Source organism: Streptomyces sp. NPDC033845, assembly GCF_055576225.1.
Genome location: NZ_JBVIRI010000002.1, coordinates 605,301 through 623,446, shown reverse-complemented (window position 1 = coordinate 623,446; position 18,146 = coordinate 605,301). Strand labels below are relative to the sequence as shown.

The 18,146-nt window shown below is 74.8% G+C and carries 15 protein-coding genes; 6 read left to right on the top strand and 9 right to left on the bottom strand.

All coding sequences use genetic code 11. The annotated features are described in order from the left end of the window. Positions 1-5 precede the first annotated feature (5 nt). On the top strand, positions 6-875 hold the full coding sequence (locus ACZ50K_RS06815) for a D-hexose-6-phosphate mutarotase (protein WP_468898295.1): 870 nt from the start codon (positions 6-8) through the stop codon (positions 873-875). A 107-nt stretch (positions 876-982) separates the two neighbouring features. Here ACZ50K_RS06815 and ACZ50K_RS06810 read toward each other — a convergent pair whose 3' ends face one another. Next, positions 983-1,648, bottom strand: coding sequence for a glycoside hydrolase family 16 protein (locus ACZ50K_RS06810; protein ID WP_468898509.1), 666 nt, complete (start codon positions 1,646-1,648; stop codon positions 983-985). A 130-nt stretch (positions 1,649-1,778) separates the two neighbouring features. On the opposite strand from ACZ50K_RS06810, the gene ACZ50K_RS06805 reads away from it, so the two are divergent. Beyond that, on the top strand, positions 1,779-2,639 hold the full coding sequence (locus ACZ50K_RS06805) for an arylamine N-acetyltransferase family protein (RefSeq protein ID WP_468898293.1): 861 nt from the start codon (positions 1,779-1,781) through the stop codon (positions 2,637-2,639). Positions 2,640-2,690: 51 nt separating this feature from the next. Here the strand turns inward: ACZ50K_RS06805 and ACZ50K_RS06800 are convergent, their stop codons facing one another. The 3 genes from ACZ50K_RS06800 to ACZ50K_RS06790 all read right to left on the bottom strand — a co-directional run bounded on the left by ACZ50K_RS06800 (position 2,691) and on the right by ACZ50K_RS06790 (position 5,607). Further along, complete coding sequence (locus tag ACZ50K_RS06800) at positions 2,691-3,971, bottom strand: DUF6545 domain-containing protein (protein ID WP_468898291.1); 1,281 nt, start codon at positions 3,969-3,971, stop codon at positions 2,691-2,693. 105 nt (positions 3,972-4,076) lie between these two features. Continuing rightward, positions 4,077-4,709 carry an NADPH-dependent FMN reductase gene (locus ACZ50K_RS06795; protein ID WP_468898507.1) on the bottom strand — a complete coding sequence of 211 codons (633 nt, stop codon included), beginning with the start codon at positions 4,707-4,709 and terminating at the stop codon, positions 4,077-4,079. Between the two features lie 226 nt (positions 4,710-4,935). Beyond that, on the bottom strand, positions 4,936-5,607 hold the full coding sequence (locus ACZ50K_RS06790) for a M15 family metallopeptidase (protein WP_468898288.1): 672 nt from the start codon (positions 5,605-5,607) through the stop codon (positions 4,936-4,938). Positions 5,608-5,973: 366 nt separating this feature from the next. On the opposite strand from ACZ50K_RS06790, the gene ACZ50K_RS06785 reads away from it, so the two are divergent. Both ACZ50K_RS06785 and ACZ50K_RS06780 read left to right on the top strand, forming a co-directional pair. After that, a complete protein-coding gene (locus ACZ50K_RS06785; protein WP_468898285.1) occupies positions 5,974-8,088 on the top strand; it encodes an RICIN domain-containing protein in 2,115 nt (704 codons plus the stop codon). Between the two features lie 151 nt (positions 8,089-8,239). Beyond that, positions 8,240-8,881 carry a hypothetical protein gene (locus tag ACZ50K_RS06780; RefSeq protein ID WP_468898282.1) on the top strand — a complete coding sequence of 214 codons (642 nt, stop codon included), beginning with the start codon at positions 8,240-8,242 and terminating at the stop codon, positions 8,879-8,881. On the opposite strand, the gene ACZ50K_RS06775 is transcribed toward ACZ50K_RS06780, so the two are convergent. From ACZ50K_RS06775 to ACZ50K_RS06755, 5 genes are all read right to left on the bottom strand, one after another. After that, complete coding sequence (locus tag ACZ50K_RS06775; RefSeq protein ID WP_468898279.1) at positions 8,862-9,698, bottom strand: class II glutamine amidotransferase; 837 nt, start codon at positions 9,696-9,698, stop codon at positions 8,862-8,864. The two genes, ACZ50K_RS06780 and ACZ50K_RS06775, sit on opposite strands and share 20 nt — an antisense overlap. A 157-nt stretch (positions 9,699-9,855) precedes the next feature. After that, positions 9,856-10,254, bottom strand: a complete 399-nt coding sequence (locus tag ACZ50K_RS06770) for a hypothetical protein (RefSeq protein ID WP_468898277.1) — start codon at positions 10,252-10,254, stop codon at positions 9,856-9,858. Then, entirely contained in the window at positions 10,251-11,210 is a 960-nt protein-coding gene (locus ACZ50K_RS06765) for a hypothetical protein (protein WP_468898275.1), read from the bottom strand. Before ACZ50K_RS06765 ends, ACZ50K_RS06770 begins: the two co-directional genes overlap by 4 nt. A gap of 292 nt (positions 11,211-11,502) precedes the next feature. Continuing rightward, complete coding sequence (locus ACZ50K_RS06760; protein ID WP_468898272.1) at positions 11,503-12,456, bottom strand: TauD/TfdA dioxygenase family protein; 954 nt, start codon at positions 12,454-12,456, stop codon at positions 11,503-11,505. A 104-nt stretch (positions 12,457-12,560) separates the two neighbouring features. Then, positions 12,561-14,219 carry an AMP-binding protein gene (locus tag ACZ50K_RS06755; protein WP_468898270.1) on the bottom strand — a complete coding sequence of 553 codons (1,659 nt, stop codon included), beginning with the start codon at positions 14,217-14,219 and terminating at the stop codon, positions 12,561-12,563. 244 nt (positions 14,220-14,463) lie between these two features. On the opposite strand from ACZ50K_RS06755, the gene ACZ50K_RS06750 reads away from it, so the two are divergent. Together ACZ50K_RS06750 and ACZ50K_RS06745 are read left to right on the top strand one after the other, a co-directional pair. After that, on the top strand, positions 14,464-15,615 hold the full coding sequence (locus ACZ50K_RS06750) for a YncE family protein (protein WP_468898267.1): 1,152 nt from the start codon (positions 14,464-14,466) through the stop codon (positions 15,613-15,615). Between the two features lie 199 nt (positions 15,616-15,814). Then, the gene (locus ACZ50K_RS06745) at positions 15,815-18,022 is read left to right on the top strand and encodes a protein kinase domain-containing protein (protein ID WP_468898264.1); all 2,208 of its coding nucleotides are present in this window, start codon (positions 15,815-15,817) and stop codon (positions 18,020-18,022) included. Positions 18,023-18,146 lie beyond the last annotated feature (124 nt).

Genomic DNA, 18,146 nt, shown 5'->3' with positions numbered 1-18,146 from the left:
GACGGGTGAACAAGAACCTCCTGGACCTGGACGTGGCGGAGCGGCTGGGCGAGTCCGTCTCGGTCCGTGTGATGGGCGGGCTCCCGCTCCTGGTCGTCGACCACCCCCGGCTGCGGGCCGCCGTCAGCTTCCAGGGCGCCCAGCTGCTGGCCTGGCAGCCGGCCGGCGCCGAGCCCGTGCTGTGGCTCAGCGAGGCGGCGCGCTTCGAGCCGGGGACCGCCGTCCGGGGCGGGGTCCCGCTCTGCTGGCCGTGGTTCGGGAACGCCGGGCGGCCCGCGCACGGGTTCGCCCGGATCCTGCCCTGGGAGCTCGCCGGGCACCGGGAGGACGTGGAGGGGGTCGAGCTGACCCTCACCCTCCGCGACGACGACCGGACCCGGGCGTACTGGCCGCACGCCTTCGAGGCCACCGTCCGGATCCGGCTGGACGGCCGCACCTGCGAGGTCGTCCTGGAGGCGGCCGGCGAGCACCGGACCACCGCCGCCCTGCACACCTATCTGCGGATCGGGGAGCTGGGCGCGGCGGACCTGGCCGGCCTGGGGGCGGAGTACGCGGACCGGCTGCGGGACGGCGAACGGGTCGCCCTGGCCGGGCCGTTCACGGCCACCGGGCACACCGAGCTGATCGCGGGCGGGGCCGCGGCGGTCAATCCGCTAGTGGACCGGGCGCTCGGCCGCACCGTGGAGGTGGAGCACCACGGGCACAGCGACGTGGTGGTGTGGAACCCCGGCCCGGAACTGTCCGCCTCCATGGGGGACATGACCGACGAGGGCTATCGGGAGTTCCTCTGTGTGGAGACCGCCCGGATCACCGAGCCCCTGGTGGCCGCCCCGGGCCGGCCGGCCCGGCTGGCCGTGACCCTGCGCCTCGTCTGAGCCGCCCGGCGGCGGGATCCGCCGCCGGGTTCCGGCCCGCCCGTGAGTCCGGCCCGCCGGTGAGTCCGGCCCGCCCGTGAGTCCGGTGGGTCCGTACGTCCGGTGCGTCAGGGGCGCCGGACGCGGAGGTGGGCGACCTCGTAGGACATCTCGGTGACCCCGGGGTCGGGTGCCGGGTGGTAGCGCCCGGCGCAGACCGAGAGGTTGACGATCAGGTACGCGCGCCAGCGGCGGCCCACCCCGCGCCGGTCCGCGTAGACCTTGCGGCCGTTCACCCACCACACCACCGAGCGGGCGCCGAACTCGACGGTGAGGTCCACCCAGCCGCCGGGCCGGACGGCCCCGTCCCGGTGGTAGTGGGAGGAGCCGTGCACATGGTTGGAGAGTTCCAGCAGGTCGGGGTTGTCGGGATGGTATTCGAACACGTCGATCTCCTGGCCGCCGTCCCGCCAGGTCCAGACCGCGGGCCAGGCGCCGGTCTCCTCGGGCAGCCGCACCCGGGTCTCCAGCACGTCCCCGGCCCGTACGGTGAACTCCTCGTCGCTGCCCTCGGTGGTCAGGAGTCCGGCGTCCCAGTTGCCGTCGGGGCGGAGGGTGGCCCGGAAGGTCCCGCCCCGGCTGTAGTCGGGATCGGCCACCAGGTGGTCGAGCTTGTTGTCCCCGGGGTTGACCGGGCCGCCGTCCGGATAGGCCCAGGAGCGGCCGGCCACCCACTGGGAGGTCGAGGCGAAGTCCGCGGTGAACACGACGGGTCCGGCCTTGGGCCGGCCCATGATCCTGGCGATTGCTTGGGTGAGCACACCGGGAGTTCTGCCCTGTGCCGGGGGCATGAGCCCCCGCGGACACGGAACGTTGCCGAATCGTCACCCACGGCGACCACAAGTGATCGTTTAGGCTGGGGAGATGCGGAACGAACACGGGGACGGGACCGTCGACACGGTGTGGAGCGGCGAACTGCTCGATCTGGACGGCTATCTGGGGCGGATCGGGTACACCGGTGAACGGGCGCCCACGCTGGAGGTGCTGCGCGCCCTGCACCGGGCGCACACGACCGCGCTGCCCTTCGAGAACGTCAGCGCCGTCCTGGGCGTGCCGCTGCCGCTGGACGTGGAGTCGGTCCAGCGGAAGCTGGTGCACGGGCGGCGCGGCGGCTACTGCTACGAGCACGTGACGCTGTTCGCGGCCGCCCTGGAGCGGCTGGGGTTCGGGTTCACGGCGCTGAGCGGGCGGGTCACCCTGGGGCAGGAGAAGATCCTGCCGGCCACCCATGCGCTGCTGGCGGTCACCCCGGCGGACGACGACCGGACCTGGCTGTGCGATGTGGGCTTCGGCTGGGGGCCGTTGGGACCGGTGGAGCTGGCGGACGGGGCCGAGGCCGACTTCGAGGGCTGGCGGTTCCGGATGGTGCGCGGCACCGGCGGGCACGGCATCGACCGCTGGTGGCTGTACGAGCGCGGGCCGCGGGGGTGGGCGCACCGGCACACCTTCACCCTGAACCCGCAGTTCCCGATCGACTTCGTGGTGGGCAGCCACTTCGTGGGCACGCATCCGCGTTCGCCGTTCGTGAAGCGGCTGTTCGTGCAGCGGTTCCGGGCCGACCGGCACGACCGGATCGACGGGCTGACCCGGACGACCACCTTCCCGGACGGCCGCACCGAGGAGCGGGCGGTGGAACGCGGCGAGCTCCGGCGGGTGCTGCGGGAGGAGTTCGACATCGAGCTGTCCGCCGAGCTGGTCGACGCCCTGCCGGTCCCCGCTCCCTGAGCGGTCCCCGGCCGTTCTCCGGCCGCTTCCCGCCCCGTGCCCCCGGCCGGTTCAGCCGTGGGCGGCGGGGTGCCGGGGGTGTGCCGCGGCGGGCGGTGGTGCGGTGCGCAGGGCCCGGGAGATCCGGAGCGTGAGGTCGGGGTGCTCGGCCTCGGCGGCCCGCAGGGCGCGCAGGGCGCGGACGCTGCTGTCGGGCGGTGCGGTGACCTCCCGGGCCCGGGCCCGGGCGGCCGCCCGGAGCATCACGGCGAGTCCGACGGCGACGGCGTCCCGTTCCCCGGCCCCGTCGTCCAGGGCCCGGTGGTAGGCGTCCTCCCGGATCCGGTCGTCGCAGTGGTCGCGGAGTTCCAGCATCCAGTCGTGGATGTTGGTGAGCCGGTAGGTCAGGTGCTGTTCGGGACCGGCGTGCCAGGGGGCCGGGATCGCCATCGGGTTGCGGGCGGCGGACGGGTGGCGGCGGGCCAGCCGCCACAGCGGGCGCAGGCCGAGGACCCCTTGGAGCGGCCCCCAGATCCGGTCGGCGAACGGCGGGCCGAAGACGGGGACGAGGAAGCCGACGCTGACCATCATGCCGCTGAGGGCCATGAACGGGGCCATGGTCTCGTTGAGGAGGTCCCAGTTCCGGCCGGTCCAGCGGGCCGTGATGGCGGCGAGTTTGAAGACCCCGAAGATCACGTTGGCGACCGAGGCGACGACCAGGACGAGCAGTCCGACCCGGAGCGAGCCCCGGACGGCGGGGCGGCCCGCCGGGAAGGGCTCCCCGGTCTCCGGGTGGTGGCCGCCGGGGTTCCTGCCGGCCGGTCCGTAGAGGTCGACCAGCCAGTTCCAGCAGGTCGCCGCGGTGACCAGGGCGGCGACCGTGTAGCCGAGCAGGTAGCCGAGGAGCATCTCGCGGATGAAGGGGGTGGTGGCGTAGTAGGTGTCGAAGTCCACCGGCCGTTCCGCGGGGGCCTCGCCGAGGGTGAAGCAGAGGATCAGGAAGGCGCCCAGGGCCGTGTAGCCGCGCCGCCAGGCGCGGGCCCGGCCGCGGGTGCGCCGGGGGGTGCCGGGTTCCCCGCGCCAGTACTCCATCAGCATCAGGCTGGTCCCGGCGTAGGCGCAGAGGAGGCAGTGGACCAGCAGGGCGGAGAAGTTGGGGACGCCGGAGAGCCGGTTGACCAGGGTGACCGTGGGCGGCGCCGCGCAGGCGAAGCCCACGCAGGGCAGCAGGATCAGGGCGTTCACCAGACGGACGGTCGGTTCGTGCCGGCCGCGGACCAGCGCGGGCAGCCGGGCGAGCGCGGCCAGGCCGAGCGCGATGGACGGTATGTAGTAGTTGACGCCTTGATGCACGGTCAGCCTTCCGGGGACGCCGGCCGGGCGGGTGCGGGCCCGGGCCGGTGGGGTTCCCCCTATCGTCCGCTGTGCCGTTCCCGGCCCCACCGGCGGGCGACCGGTTCAGTCCTGGGCGCGGGCGGTGACCGGGGCGTCGGTGCGGTCGCCGAGGAACTCGTACCAGCGGTGCCGCAGGCACAGGTAGCGGGTGTCGGCCTCGACCAGGTCGAGGAAGGAACCGATGGTGGCGCCGAGCCGTTCGCGGAGTTCCGGGTCGGTGAGGCTGCCGTCGGGGGCGAAGGCCTGGTGGGCCATCGCCAGGCTGAACATGTCGGGGTAGACCCGGGCGCCGAGGTGCTCCAGCGGCACCCGGAGCGCCCACAGGCCCCGGTTGCCGCCCACCATCGAGGGCGAGGCGGAGACCAGCAGGGTCTGCTTGTCCTTGAACGGCTGGGGCCGCAGCCGGGACACCCAGTCGACGGCGTTCTTCACCACGCCGGGGACCGAGGCGTTGTACTCGGGCGAGGCGATGACCAGCGCCTGTGCCGCGTCCAGGCGGTCCCGCAGGGCGACGGCCCCGGCGGGCGGGCCCTCACCGGCCTCGGTGTCCCCGTCGTAGGGGGGCATGGGGAAGTCGCCGAGGGTGGCCAGGTCCGCCGTGGCCCCGGCCCGGACCACCAGGCCGGCGACGAGGGCGGCGAGCCGGCCGTTCACCGAACCGTCGCGGGAGGAGCCGGCCAGCACCAGGACGCGCAGCGAGGCGCGGGCGTCGCCGCTGCCGCCGGCACCCGTGCCGTCCGGGCGGGGGGCGCCGGGGTCCACCGGGAAGGGGTCTCCGGGGGTCGCTCCACCGGGGCTGCCGGCGGGGTTGCCGGGGCTGATCGGGCTGCTCACTGCGTTCTCGTCTCCCTCACCGCCGTACCCCCCTCCGTCGGGTCGAGCCTGGCACAACGGGCCCCGCGCGGACGCGCTGGCGCGCGGACTAACCGCCGCCCGCCGAGAAGTGCTGGTAGTCCGGGTTGCTCCAGCGGCCGCCCCAGTGCCAGCCGACCTGGCGGAAGGCGGTGGTGAGGACGTCGCCGGAGTGGATGGTGCCGGGGCCGGCCGGGTCCCGGCGGAGGTGGGGGCGGCCGGCCGGGGGGTGGACGGTGCCGGCCCGGTCCACGTACGGGTTCTCGACCGGGTTGATGTCCACCGCGTCGCCCCAGGCGTGCCGGGAGAGCCGGCGCGGGTCCCCGGTGACCCGGCGGCAGTTGAAGGCGGAGGTGTTGTCGTCGGCCATGGCCTTCTCGTCGCTGCCGCCGTACGCGGCGGTGGGCTTCATCCGGCGGATCGGGAAGCGGGCCTCGAAGGCCTTTCCGAAGACGTGCAGCAGTGGGCGGACCGAGTTGCGGTGGACGACGAGTTCGCCCCGGTGCACCTTGCCGTCGAATCCCCAGTGGTTCATCCGGATGAGCCGCAGCCGGTCGGGCGGCACCGGGCAGCCGGGACGGTAGGAGGCGCCCAGCCGGTCCGCCGGCACCTCGCTCACCTCGGCGGCGAGCGCGGGCAGCGGTGCCGCCTGGAAACGGGTCTTGGGCTGGTGCGCGGTACAGGCCAGCAGGGTCGCGCACAGCAGCGCGGAGGCGGCCAGGGCGGTCGGGGTGGGTCGCACCGGTTCACCGTACGTCCCGGGGCCGCCTCGGCGGCGGCACCGCGCTCACCAGTGGTGACCGGGGGAATTCACGAGGTGAGCAGTGGATGAAAGTTTTACTGAATTCATGTCAATAACTATCCGGCGATGATCTCGATTGTATAACGACATCAATGAAATGGCCTGGACCAATAGAGATCCACGCGCGTAACTCCCTTGTTTTATAAGCAAGTTGACAGTTCATTAGATTGAGCCATCAGGTAACGGATTGAAATCCTCGCACCGGCTCCGCTTTGTCCGAATTCTCCGTCCGGAACCTCTGGCAGGCTTCCGCGCACCCCACCTCCCGACCCAGGAATTGAGGTGCGCATGTCCAGACATCGAAGATTGACCGACCGTCAGCGCAGGCCGCGCGGACGGCTCATAGGCCTCACCGCCGCCATGGCCGTGGCCGCCGTGGTGGCCGGCGGCTTCGCCTACGAGGCCGGCCGGGCCGACTCCGGCGCCGCCGTGGCCCGGCTCGGCGCCCCGCCCGCCGACATCGCCGGTGCCGCCCAGTCCGCGACCCCCGCCGCCGAACCGGCCCGGGACGAGGAACCGGAACCCATCCGCGAGAAGCCCGCCAACCAGCCCGCCCGCGGCATGGTCTACGACGGCCTGAAGGCCGCCCCCCAGGGCGACCACTGCGCGGGCGTCTACCGCACCGAGGCCGGCCACTGCACCCACGGGCCCGACGCCCCGCCCAAGGGCGTGGACATCAAGAAGGACACCCCGCCCGCCGTGCGCGCCGTCGCCCAGGCTGCCGACCCCGCCGGACCGCCGGCCCGGGACCCGGCCACCGGGCGGGACGGCGGGCGTTCTCAGGACGCGCCCGCCGCCGACGCCCGCACCGCCGACCGGTCACCGGCCGCCGCCACCGCCCCCTCGCCCGGCACCCCCGCCGGACCGACCCGCTCCCCCGCGGCACAGCGCGCCCCCGCCGCCGGACCGGCCGGCCAGACCGTCCAGTGCGAGGGCGACGGCTCCACCGGCAACCGGGTCCAGGTGGTGTACGTCCACGGGCCCGGCCGCGACCGCTACTCCCAGTACGCGGCCTCCTTCCGCAAATGGGCCGCCGACGCCGACCTCATCTACTCGGCCAGCGCCCAGGAGACCGGCGGCACCCGGCACATCCGGTACGTGACGGCGGCGGACTGCACTCCGACCGTGCTGAACATCGAACTGCCCGACTCCGCGCTCTCCGAGTTCGGCGCCACCAACCGGGCGCTGGCCGCCAAGGGCCTCGACCGCCGCGACCGCAAGTACATGATCTTCGCGGACGCCCAGGTCTACTGCGGCATCGGCACCTTCAACGGGGACGAGCGGCCCGCCCAGTCCAACCTCAGCAACTTCGGCCCCTCCTACGGCCGGACCGACTCCGGATGCTGGGGCGGCCACACCGCGGCCCACGAACTCGGCCACAACCTCGGCGCGGTCAACAACAGCGCGCCCAACACCAGCCGGGGCGCGCACTGCACGGACGAGTGGGACGTCATGTGCTACTCCGACACCCCGTACTACCCCAAGATGCGGACGGTGTGTGCCAACCAGGCCGCCGAGAACATCCTGGACTGCAACCACGACGACTACTTCCACACCAACCCCAGGCCGGGCAGCTATCTGGCCACCCACTGGAACATCGCCGACAACCAGTTCCTGATGCGCGCCAAGGGCGGCGGCACCGACCCGGGGCCCACCCCCACCCCGAAGCCGACCAAGCCGACGCCCACCGCCAAGCCCACGCCGACCCCGACCGGTCCGCGCCCGGGCACCGGCCCCGACGTCACCGTCGGGCAGATCCAGCCGGACTCCGTGGTGGTCAGCTGGCCGCGGGTGACGGGCGCCGTCTGGTACCAGGTGCTGTTCGACGGCAAGCACCTCACCTGGGTCCAGGGCAGCACCCTGCGGATCTACAACCTGCGGCCCTCCACCGCCCACACCGTCGCCGTCTCGGTCCGGGACGCGCAGGGCCGGGACAGCGGGCCCGGCCGGTCCACGGGCTTCCGGACGGCCGGCACCGACGGCGGCAACACCGCCCCCGGCATCCGCTACCTCCTCGGCAACGGCAGCAGCGGAATGAACGCCGAGCTCTGGGGCGGCCGTTCGGCCGACGGCACGGTCCTCGTCGGCGCCCAGGCGAACGGATACGCCCAGCAGCAGTGGTACTTCGACGACGCGGGCAACGGGCTGGTCCGGATCCGGTCCGCGGCCTCCGGCAAGTGCCTCCAGCCCGGCGGGGCCCCGGCGGCCGGCATGTGGGTCGCCCAGCGGCCCTGCGCCGCCGCCAGCACCGCCCAGCAGTGGAGGCTGGCGGCGAAGGGCGGCTCGCTGACCGTCACCGAGCGCTCCGGGGCGTACGCCCTGACCGTCAGCGGCCGCCCCTACTACGGGGCCCGGCTGCTGGACCTCCAGCGCGCCGACGGACGCACGGCGCAGGCGTGGACGGCCCGCAAGGCCGGCTGAGCGGGCCTCCGGCCCCCTGACGGCGGGCGGACGGGCCCGTCCCCTGGCGGCCCGTCCACCCGTCCGCCCGTCCCCCGTGCCCTTCCCTCCCTCTCCCCTCCCCCTTGGTCGAAACCACCGTGATCGAAGGAACCGAAGGACCGGTATCGGTATGCGAAGAACACTCCTGTCGGCGGTCCCGGCCGCCGGCCTCCTCCTCCCCCTCCTCCTGCTCGGCGCCGCCACTCCCGCCGCCGCGCACGGCGACACCCTGCGCGTGGAGGTCACCGGACACCGGGAAGGCCATGTGGCCACCCGAGTGACCTGGGAGAACGACGGCGATCCGGTGGAGGAACGGGTGGCCGCCACGGTGGAGGCGGTCAGCGCCGACGGATCCACGACCGCGGGCCCCTGGCGGCTGGTCCGGGCCGCGGGCGGCGGCCCGGCCGACTGGACCACCGCCGAGGCGCTGCCGCCGGGGCGCTGGAAGGTCATCGTTGCGGCCGGGTTCCCCGGGCTGGGGCGCGGGGAACGGGAGCTGACGGTGGCGGCCACCCCGGTCCCCGCGGCCGTCGCACCCTCCACCTCGGTACCCGCCACCGCCGTGCCCGCGTCCGCGACACCCGCCACGGCGGCCCCCGCGTCCACCGCCCCCGCGGGCGGGGATCCGGACGGGTCCCCCTGGCCGGCGGTGGCCGGGGTGGGTCTGGCGGCGCTCGCCGGGGCCGGGGTCGGAGTGGCCCTGCGGCGCGCCCGGGCCCGGCGGCTCCGGGCGGCGGGGTCGGCCGGTTCGGCTACGGGTACTCGGGGATGAACGGCAGATAGTCCTCCGGTCCGGAGGGGATCACCGCGTAGCTCCCCTCCGGCAGCTCGTTCCACACCCCGGGCAGATTGCCGAGGGGCTCGGAGACGATCAGCCTGCTGGCCTCGGACACCCCGTTCAGATAGGCCAGTTCCGGGTGCAGCTGGCGGACCGTCTCGGCCCGGCTGCTGTAGAACAGCGAACGGGACCGGCGCTCGCTGGAGTAGCGGAACGCCCACACCTGCTCGCCGTCCGCGACCGCCACGGTCATCTGGAGCGGGTTCGGCACCCCGTGCTCCTTGCCGATCCGTTCCACCAGGCCCGCCATCCGCGCCACCGCACCGGGCACGTCCTGGTCCAGGCCGTAGGTCACGGCCAGGTAGAACATCACCTCGGAGTCGGTGGAGCCCTCGATCGCCGGGAACAGGGCCGGGTCCACGGCCATGCACAGATCGCGGCGCAGCCGGTGGAAGTCGGTGATGGAGCCGTTGTGCATCCACATCCAGCGGCCGTGCCGGAAGGGATGGCAGTTGGTCTGCTGGATCGCGGTCCCGGTGGAGGCCCGGACATGGGCGAAGAACATCCGGGAGCGGACGTGCCCGGCCAGTTCGAGGAGGTTCCGGTTGTTCCAGGCGGGGCCGATGTCCCGGAAGACGGCCGGGCTGCCGTCCCCGTCGGCGCTGTACCAGCCGAGGCCGAAGCCGTCGCCGTTGGTGGTCTCCACTCCCAGCCGCGAATGCAGGCTCTGGTTGATCAGGGAGTGTTCGGGTCGGTACAGCACGGAGTCGAGCAGGATCGGCGATCCCGAGTAGGCGAGCCAACGGCACATGACCGGACCTCCCTTCCCCGCCCCCGGCTTCCGAGGGTAACCCCGGTGGCCCGGGAGACGGGGGAGGCGGCGGACGCCCGGGCCCGGGTGTCGGGGTCTCGGCCCGGGCCCGCCCGCCGCCGCCTCGGGTCAGGGGCGGCGGATCAGGTCAGCCGGATCAGCAGGCGTCGGCCCAGCTGTGCGAGGAGATCCGGTCGTTCCAGCCGCCCGGCATGCTGCCCCAGTAGACGCCGTTGGGGAGACAGACGAAGGAGCCCCGGCGGCCGATGTTCTCGTAGAACAGGACGTCCTCGTAACTGCCCGCGTAGCCGTCGTTCTTGGCCGAGGACACCTTGTCGTTCATGTCCCCGCAGCCGGTGTTGTAGCGGTAGTCGCTGTCGTCCCCGCTCCAGTTGCAGCCGGCTCCCCCGGCGCCGTTGTGTTCCCATACGTACAGCTTTCCGTCGGCCATCGCCGGGCGGGACTCGACGGCGGTCGCCGAGGCGGAGGGGAGGGCGGCGGCGAGGACCGCGGAGAGGGCCAGGACTCCGGCGGCGAGGGAGGTCTGCAGCTTCATCCGGTTGCTCCGAAACATGAGGGGTTTCCTTTCGTGTCACGCCGGGGACAGGACTGCCCGGCGAGGATCCGGTGGGCCCGGGGCAGCGCTCCGCGCTGGAGCCGCAGGCCGGTGGCGATCGGGTCCGCGTAGCGCCGGCGGACCTCCGATCCGTAGCGGTGGTCGAGGTCCGCGGCGGTCCTGGTCAGACCGCTGTCGCGGGCGCATTCGGCCTCGTCCACGGCGAGCCCGACCTCGGTGGCCCGGGCCCGGTCGGCGGACAGGCCGCGCAGCAGTCCGGCCAGGGCCGGGCGGGTGTGCTGCGGGCCGGCGAACCGGTGGCCGCGGTCCGCCATGCAGCGGGCCCAGTCGGTCACGGCCCGCCGGAACCGGGGGTCCTCCCGGACCCGGGGGACGTACAGCGGGGTCAGGTTGGCGACGGTCAGCTTCGCCGCGAACCAGGCGTCGAGGTCCCCGTACAGTCCGCGCTGGGCCGCGGCGGAGCAGCCGTCCCGGGCCGCTGAGGCGGTCCCGCCGCCGGGCAGCCGGACGGACAGACCGACCGGGCGGGCCCCGTGCAGGGCGGCGAGCGCGGCCCGCCGACGGGCGGGGTCCAGGGTCCGGAAGTAGCGGGCGTTCGGGTCGGCGGCCCGGCGGGCGGCGATCCGGCGCTCGCGTTCCAGCCCGTATCCGTGGGCGCGGGCCCAGCCGATGTCGTCGAGGACGTACGGGAACCTGGGCGCCGGATCGGGGGGCGGGCCCGGGACGGCGGTGTAGGCGAAGTTCCGGGCGCGCAGACAGCGGCCCACGAGCACCTGCTCGGCGCTGTCGAGGGTGTGCAGCTCGACGGGGGTCAGGGACCGGGACGGGACCGGTCCCCGGCCCCCGGGGGCCGGGGCGGCGGGTGCGGTGCAGCCGGTGAGGGCGGTGGCCGCGCTGACGACGGCCAGCAGGACGGCCAGACAGGCTCGGCGCATGCTGATGGGTTCTCCCTGGTCCGAGGCCGGGACTCCTTCAGACTTGCCGAAGATCGTCCGGCCGGACACGGGACACCGGTGCCGAAACGTTGGTCCCTCGCCCGGGAGAGTGAGCCGCGGTGGCATGGTGCTGACGCCGGGGCCCCTGCGGGCGGCCCGCGGCTTGGTCCCGAGGCGGGGCGCGGGTCCGGGGGGCCGGAGCGGTCCGGGGCGGGGAGGGGGCCGGGGCCGCTCCCCGGGAACCCACCGCCGGGGCCCGGGCCGCCCGGTTACCGGGGCCCGGGCCGCCCGCTCACCAGTGGCCCGGTGCGGGGCCGGCGAGGGGTTCCGAGGGGCGGCCGTCGACCCCGGCCGGGACCTCTCCGGCCAGCATCACCCGGTGCATGAGCCGGGGGAACCCCAGGTGGGCGGTGTCGTTGGGGGCCAGGTGGATGGTGGCCCGGTTGTCCCAGAAGGCCACGCTGCCCGGCTCCCAGCGGAACCGCACCGTGTACTCGGGGCGGGTGGCGTGCTCCAGCAGCATCTCCAGGATCGGCCCGCTCTCGGTGCGGGCCAGGTCGAGGATCCGCTCCACGTAGTAGCCGTTGACGGCCAGCAGCCGCTCCCCGGTCTCCGGGTGGACCCGGACCAGCGGATGCACCGAGGCGGTCTGGTGGTCCAGCAGGTGCCGCAGATAGGCGTCCTGGCCGGGGCGCGGCTGGTAGCCGACGCCCAGCCGGTGTTCGGCGCGCAGTCCGTCGGCGAAGGCCCTGAGCGGGGCGGACAGTCCGGCGTAGGCGGCGGCCAGGTTGGACCAGGTGGTGTCGCCCCCGTAGGGCGGGACGGTCTCGGCGCGGAGGATGGTCGCGGCGGGCGGGTCGATCCGGGCCCCGTGGTCGCAGTGCCAGCCGCGCAGCGGGTGGTGGCGGCGGCGCTCCAGCCATTCGGCGTGGTCCATGCCGTAGCGGCCGCCGAGTTCCAGCCGGTCGGCGGTGGTCTCGATCTCGGGGTGCTCCCGGGGGGAGGCGCCGCCCCGGGAGCCGAGGACCACGGGCTCGCCGAACCGCCGGGCGAAGGCGATGTGGGCGCTGTGGTCCAGGTACTGGTCCCGGAAGAACACCACCTTCCAGCGCAGGACCGCCGCCCGGATCTCGGCGATCACGGCCGGGTCGTCGAGGCCGGTGGCGAGGTCGACGCCGGTGATGTCGGCGCCGATGTGGCCGGCGGCCGGATGGACTTCGAGTTTGCTGGGCCGTGCCGCGGTCAAGGGGGCTCCCTGGGTCCGGAGGGGCCGCGCGCCCGCGGGCGGGGCGCGCGGGTGCGGTTGCCGGGCCCAGTCTCCGCCGTACCGGCCCCCCGGGACAGGGTGCCTCAGGCCGGGGGGAGCAGCAGCCGGGCGGCCGTCTCGCGCATCTCCACCTTGCGGATCTTGCCGGTGACGGTCATCGGGAACTCCTCCACCAGACGGACGTAGCGGGGGATCTTGTAGTGGGCGAGCCTGCCCTGGCAGTAGGCGCGGACGGCGGCCTCGGTGAGCGGTTCGGCGCCCTCCCGCATCCGGATCCAGGCCATCAGCTCCTCCCCGTACTTCGGGTCGGGGACCCCGATGACCTGGACGTCGACGATGTCGGGGTGGCCGTGCAGGAACTCCTCGATCTCGCGGGGGTAGAGGTTCTCGCCGCCGCGGATCACCATGTCCTTGATCCGGCCGGTGATGGCGAGGTAGCCGTCGGCGTCCATCACGGCGAGGTCGCCGGTGTGCATCCAGCGGGCCGCGTCCACGGCCTCGGCGGTCTTCTCCGGCTCGTCCCAGTACCCGAGCATCACCGAGTAGCCGCGGGTGCAGAGCTCGCCCGGTTCGCCGCGGGGCACGGTCCGGCCGGTGGCCGGGTCGACGACCTTCACCTCCAGATGGGGGCCGACCCGGCCGACGGTGGATACCCGGCGGTCGAGGCTGTCGTCGGCGAGGGTCTGGGTGGACACCGGGGAGGTCTCCGTCATGCCGTAGCAGATGGACACCCCGGTCATGCCCATCCGGTCGATGACCTCCTTCATCACCTCGACGGGGCAGGGCGAGCCGGCCATGATGCCGGTGCGCAGGCTGCCGAGGTCCCAGCGGTCGAAGTCGGGGTGGGCGAGTTCGGCGATGAACATGGTCGGGACCCCGTAGAGCGAGGTGCAGGACTCGGCCTCGACGGCGGCGAGGGTGGCGGCCGGGTCGAAGGACGGGGCCGGGATGACGATGGCGGCACCGTGGCTGGTGCAGGCGAGGTTGCCCATGACCATGCCGAAGCAGTGGTAGAAGGGCACCGGGACGCAGACCCGGTCCCGCTCGGTGTAGTGGCAGGACTCCCCGACGAAGTAGGCGTTGTTGAGGATGTTGTGGTGGGAGAGGGTCGCTCCCTTGGGGAATCCGGTGGTGCCGGAGGTGTACTGGATGTTCACGGCGTCGTCGGGGCTGAGGGCGGCCCGGGCGCGGGCCAGGGCGGCCGGGTCGGCGGCCCGGCCGCGGTCGAGCAGTGAGGCCCAGAGCGGTCCGCCGAGCAGGACCACGTGTTCCAGGGCCGGGCAGTCGGGCCGGACCTCCTCGATCATCGCCGCGTAGTCGGAGCTCTTGAAGCGGTCGGCGGCGGCCAGCAGCCGGACCCCGGCCTGTCGCAGCACGTACGCCAACTCGTGGGATCGATAGGCGGGGTTGACGGTGACGAGGATGGCGCCGATCTTGGCGGTGGCGTACTGGACCAGGACCCATTCGGCCCGGTTGGGGGCCCAGATGCCGACCCGGTCGCCGCGGGTGATGCCGAGTTCGAGGAGGCCGAGGGCCAGGGCGTCGACGTCGGCAGCCAGTTCGGCGTAGGTCCAGCGGCGGCCGGCGGCCACGTCGACGAGCGCGTCCCGGTCGGGGAACCTGCGGACGGTGCGGTCCAGGTTCTCGCCGATCGTGTCGCCCAGCAGCGGTACGTCCGAGGTCCCGGAGGAGTAGCTCGACTGCGGGGCGGCGGACTGCGGGACCAGCGGCGGGACGGGCACGGACTACCTCCGGCGATCGACGGAATGCCATGGCGGCATGCCGTTGCGGCATGCGATTGCTTGCACCCTCCCTGTCCCCGGTGCTCCGGCGGCTACACCTGGCCGGCCCGCCGGGGGCCCCGGCTACCAGTGGCGCGGCCGGATCGGGTCGGCCGATCGGAGGACCCCGGTATCGGCCGTACCGGTCGCGGGGTCCGGCCCGCGGGCGGACCGGCCGGGGCCGGGCGGGCGGCAGGCTGGACCCATGGAGCCCACACCCCGACGCACCCGGATCCCCGCCCCCGCCGCCCTGCTGGCGCTGCTGCTGCTCGCCGGCTGTGGCGGGACCGGCGGTACGGACGCCCCCGCGGCCGCGGCCGCCGACCGGCCCGCGCCGGCCTCCTCGGCACCGGCCGTGCCCGGTACCGCCGCCACCCCGTCGGGCACCCTGCTGACGGCGGACTTCGGCGCCGACACCGTGACCTTCGCGGACCCGCAGCGGGGCGCCTTCGCCTCCGTACCGGTCGGCACCGCGCCCTACGCGCTGGCCGTGGGCCCGGACGGGCTGGCCTGGGTGGCCACCGCCGAGGGGGTCGCCGTGGTCGACACCCGGACCCGGACCCGGGTGGCCCGGATCCCCTACCGGACCCCGAGCGGGCCGGTGGAGCGCGGCGAGTACCGGGGCGGCGGCATGGGGCTCGCGCTGTCCCCCGACGGCCGGCGGGCCTATGTCGGGGTGAACGTGCCCGGCGGGAACGGGGTGCTGGAGGTGCTGGACACGGCCTCCCGGCGGGTGGTCGACACCGTGCCGGTCGGCCGCCGGCCCTTCGACGTGGACGTGGCACGGGACGGCTCGGAGGTCTACGTCACCGGGCACGACTCCTTCGACGTGACGGTGGTGCCGGTGGCCGGGCCGGGCGCCGCGAGCCCGTCGCGCCGGATCGAGGTGGCCCCCTACGGCACCGAGGGCGGCCTCGGATCATGGCTGAAACCGCACTACGCCGTCGTCCGGCCGACGGACGGCAGACTGCTGCTGCCCTTCGAGGGCGAACGGCTCGCCGTGGTGGACCCGCGGACCGGCCGGACCACCGTCGAGCCGATGACCGCCGGCACCCACCAGCACGGCGCCGCCATGACCCCGGACGGGCGGCTGCTGGTGGTCGGCACCGGGTCCGTGGACGGGACCGGCCGCGGCCCCTCCCTGACGGTCCGCGCACCGGACGGCGGCGAGCGGGTGCTGCCGCTCCGCGGCCCGCACGAGGACGTGGCCGTCTCCCGGGACGGCCGCACCGCCTACGTCACCGGCGGGTTCACCCGGGACGGCTACTGGGACGGGGTCACGGTCGTGGACCTGGACTCCGGGGAGACCCGGCGGCTCGCCGTCGGCGCCCGGCCGCTGGGCGTCGCCGTGCTCTGACCTCGCCCCGCCCTCGCCCTGGCCTTGCCCTGTCCTCGGCCCGCCCTTGCCCCGACCGTGTTGCGAGCGTTCCGGAACGGTCCCGGTCCTGTCCCGATCCGTACCCGAGGGGCCTCCGGCGTGGACTCCGCTTGACTGGCGGTCGCGAGGCCGGGTAGGGAGATGCAAGCACCGTCGGGGTGCGAAGACGGGGGTGCACATGAAGCCGCTCGCACCGGGCGATCCCAGCTCGGTCGGCGAAGGCCGCTACCGGCTGACCGGCAGACTCGGCCAGGGAGGCATGGGAGTGGTCTACCTGGGCCGCTCCCGCTCCGGCCGGGCGGTGGCCGTCAAGGTGGTGCGCCCCGAACTGAGCACCGAACCCGGGTTCCGCCGGCGGTTCGCCGACGAGGTGGCCGCGGCCCGCAGGGTCGGCGGTTTCCACACCGCTCCGGTGGTGGACGCGGACCCCGAGGGCGATCCGGCGTGGCTGGTGACCGCCTACGTGCCGGGGCCGACGCTCGCCGCCGTGCTCGGCCGGGTCGGGGCGCTGCCGCCGGACACCCTCACCGTGCTGGCGGCCGGACTGGCCGAGGCCCTGGAGGCGATCCACCGGGCCGGGGTGATCCACCGCGATCTGAAGCCCGCGAACATCATCATCGCCGAGGACGGCCCCCGGGTGATCGACTTCGGGATCGCCCGGGCCCTGGACGGGACCGCGCTGACCCAGACCGGTCTCCAGATCGGCACCCCGGGGTTCCTCGCCCCCGAGCAGCTGACCGGCGGTTCCGTGACCCCCGCCGTGGACATGTTCGCCCTCGGCGTGGTGCTGGCGCAGGCCGCCGGCGCCTCGCCGTTCGGGGACGGGCCCTCGGCCGCGCGGCACTACAAGGTGGTGCACGAGGAACCGGACCTGGACGCGGTGCCGGGCGCGCTGCGCGGCCTGATCGCGGCCTGTCTGGCGAAGGACCCGGCCGACCGGCCGGACCCGGGGGACTTCCTGACCCGGCTGACCGTCCACCCGCCGGCCGCCGGCAGTTGGCTGCCGGAGGCGGCCACCGCCCTCCTCCCCCGCGCGGACCACCCGGCCCCGGCCGGGCCCGGGCCGTCCGACACCCCCGCCGACGCCGTGGCCGACACCCCGGACCCCGCCGTACCCGATGCCGTGGCCGGAGACGACGGCCCTGCCGGTGACGGCGGTCCGGCGGGTGCGGGGCATCCGCTCACCGCGGCCGACACCCCGGCGCCGCCCTCGCCTCCGGCGCCGGTCGACCCGCGGACGGCCGGGGCGCCGCCGAGCGGGCCGTCCCCGTACGCCGTTCCGAACCCGACCCCGGCCACGACCGTCGGCGGGTACGGCGGCGGGACCTTCGGGCCCGCGCCCGGCACCGAGGCCTTCGGCCCGGCCGACCCGCGCCCCGACGCCCCGGCGCGGGCGCGGCGGCGCGGGGCGGTCCTGGCGGCGGCCGTGGCCCTGCTCTGTGTGGCGGGGCTGCTGGTCTGGCAGCCCTGGGACCGCGATGCGGGCGATGACGGCGGCAAGGGCGCCGGCTCCCCCTCGGCCTCCGGGTCGCCCACCGGGCCGGCCCCCTTCCCGACCGCCCCGCTGCTGATCCGTCAGGACACCGCCGCGGGCTGGCCCAAGACGTGCCACGGCCGGATCGCGCTGCTGGAGGGCGCTCCGACCGGCACTCCCCGGACGCTGGTTCCGCTGAGTCCGGGCGCCGTCTGCGACTACCTGCCCAAGTGGTCCCCGGACCGCACCGCCATCGCCTTCACCCGGGTCTCCGACGACGGCACCGCCGTCTGGGTGGCCCGGGCCGACGGGTCGGGGGCGCGGCGGCTCGCGGCCATCTCCGGCGGGCGGGTCTCCTGGTCCCCGGACGGCAAGCACATCGCGGTGCTCCGGAAGAAGGACGGGGTGCAGCAGCTGTTCGTGGTGGACGCGGCCGACGGCTCCGCCCGCCAGGTCACCGCCTCCCCGACCCCGGTGGAGGATCCCGCCTGGTCCCCGGACGGGAAGCGGATCGCCGTCTGCGTCCAGTACGGCGGGAACTGGCAGATCAACCTGGTGGACGCGGAGGCGGAGGAGGTCGTGCCGACCCGGCTGACCGATCTGCCGCACCCCGCCCTGGACCCGGTGTGGTCCCCCGACGGCCGCACCTTCGCCTACACGGCGGGTTCGTACGGCAAGGGCAGCCAGGGCGACATCCGGCTGATCGGGACGGACGGCAGGGCCGACCGCACACTGGTGTCCACCGCGGCCCACGAGATGGACCCGGCCTGGTCCCCCGACGGGACCTGGCTGGCGTTCGTCCGCGGACCGTACGAACGGCCGGAGCCGCGGGCGGTGCGCGCGGACGGTTCGGGCGAGCGGGCGCTGACCCCGACCGGGGCCGGCAGCGAGGGACATCCGAACTGGGGCTGAGCCCCGGAGGGCGCCCGGGGACGGGCGTCGTCGTCACCTCCCGAACACGGGCGGTCCGCCGGGCAGGCGGGCCGCCCGTGGCGCGTCCGGACCCGTCCCGGTGGGCGGATCGGCCCGGTGAACT

What these genes read in the sequence shown, in the direction of transcription:
- ACZ50K_RS06810 (WP_468898509.1), bottom strand. Translation starts at nt 1,648, where the DNA reads ATGGGCCGGCCCAAGGCCGGACCCGTCGTGTTCACCGCGGACTTCGCC.
- ACZ50K_RS06805 (WP_468898293.1), top strand. Translation starts at nt 1,779, where the DNA reads ATGCGGAACGAACACGGGGACGGGACCGTCGACACGGTGTGGAGCGGC.
- ACZ50K_RS06780 (WP_468898282.1), top strand. Translation starts at nt 8,240, where the DNA reads ATGCGAAGAACACTCCTGTCGGCGGTCCCGGCCGCCGGCCTCCTCCTC.
- ACZ50K_RS06775 (WP_468898279.1), bottom strand. Translation starts at nt 9,698, where the DNA reads ATGTGCCGTTGGCTCGCCTACTCGGGATCGCCGATCCTGCTCGACTCC.
- ACZ50K_RS06770 (WP_468898277.1), bottom strand. Translation starts at nt 10,254, where the DNA reads ATGAAGCTGCAGACCTCCCTCGCCGCCGGAGTCCTGGCCCTCTCCGCG.
- ACZ50K_RS06765 (WP_468898275.1), bottom strand. Translation starts at nt 11,210, where the DNA reads ATGCGCCGAGCCTGTCTGGCCGTCCTGCTGGCCGTCGTCAGCGCGGCC.
- ACZ50K_RS06750 (WP_468898267.1), top strand. Translation starts at nt 14,464, where the DNA reads ATGGAGCCCACACCCCGACGCACCCGGATCCCCGCCCCCGCCGCCCTG.
- ACZ50K_RS06745 (WP_468898264.1), top strand. Translation starts at nt 15,815, where the DNA reads ATGAAGCCGCTCGCACCGGGCGATCCCAGCTCGGTCGGCGAAGGCCGC.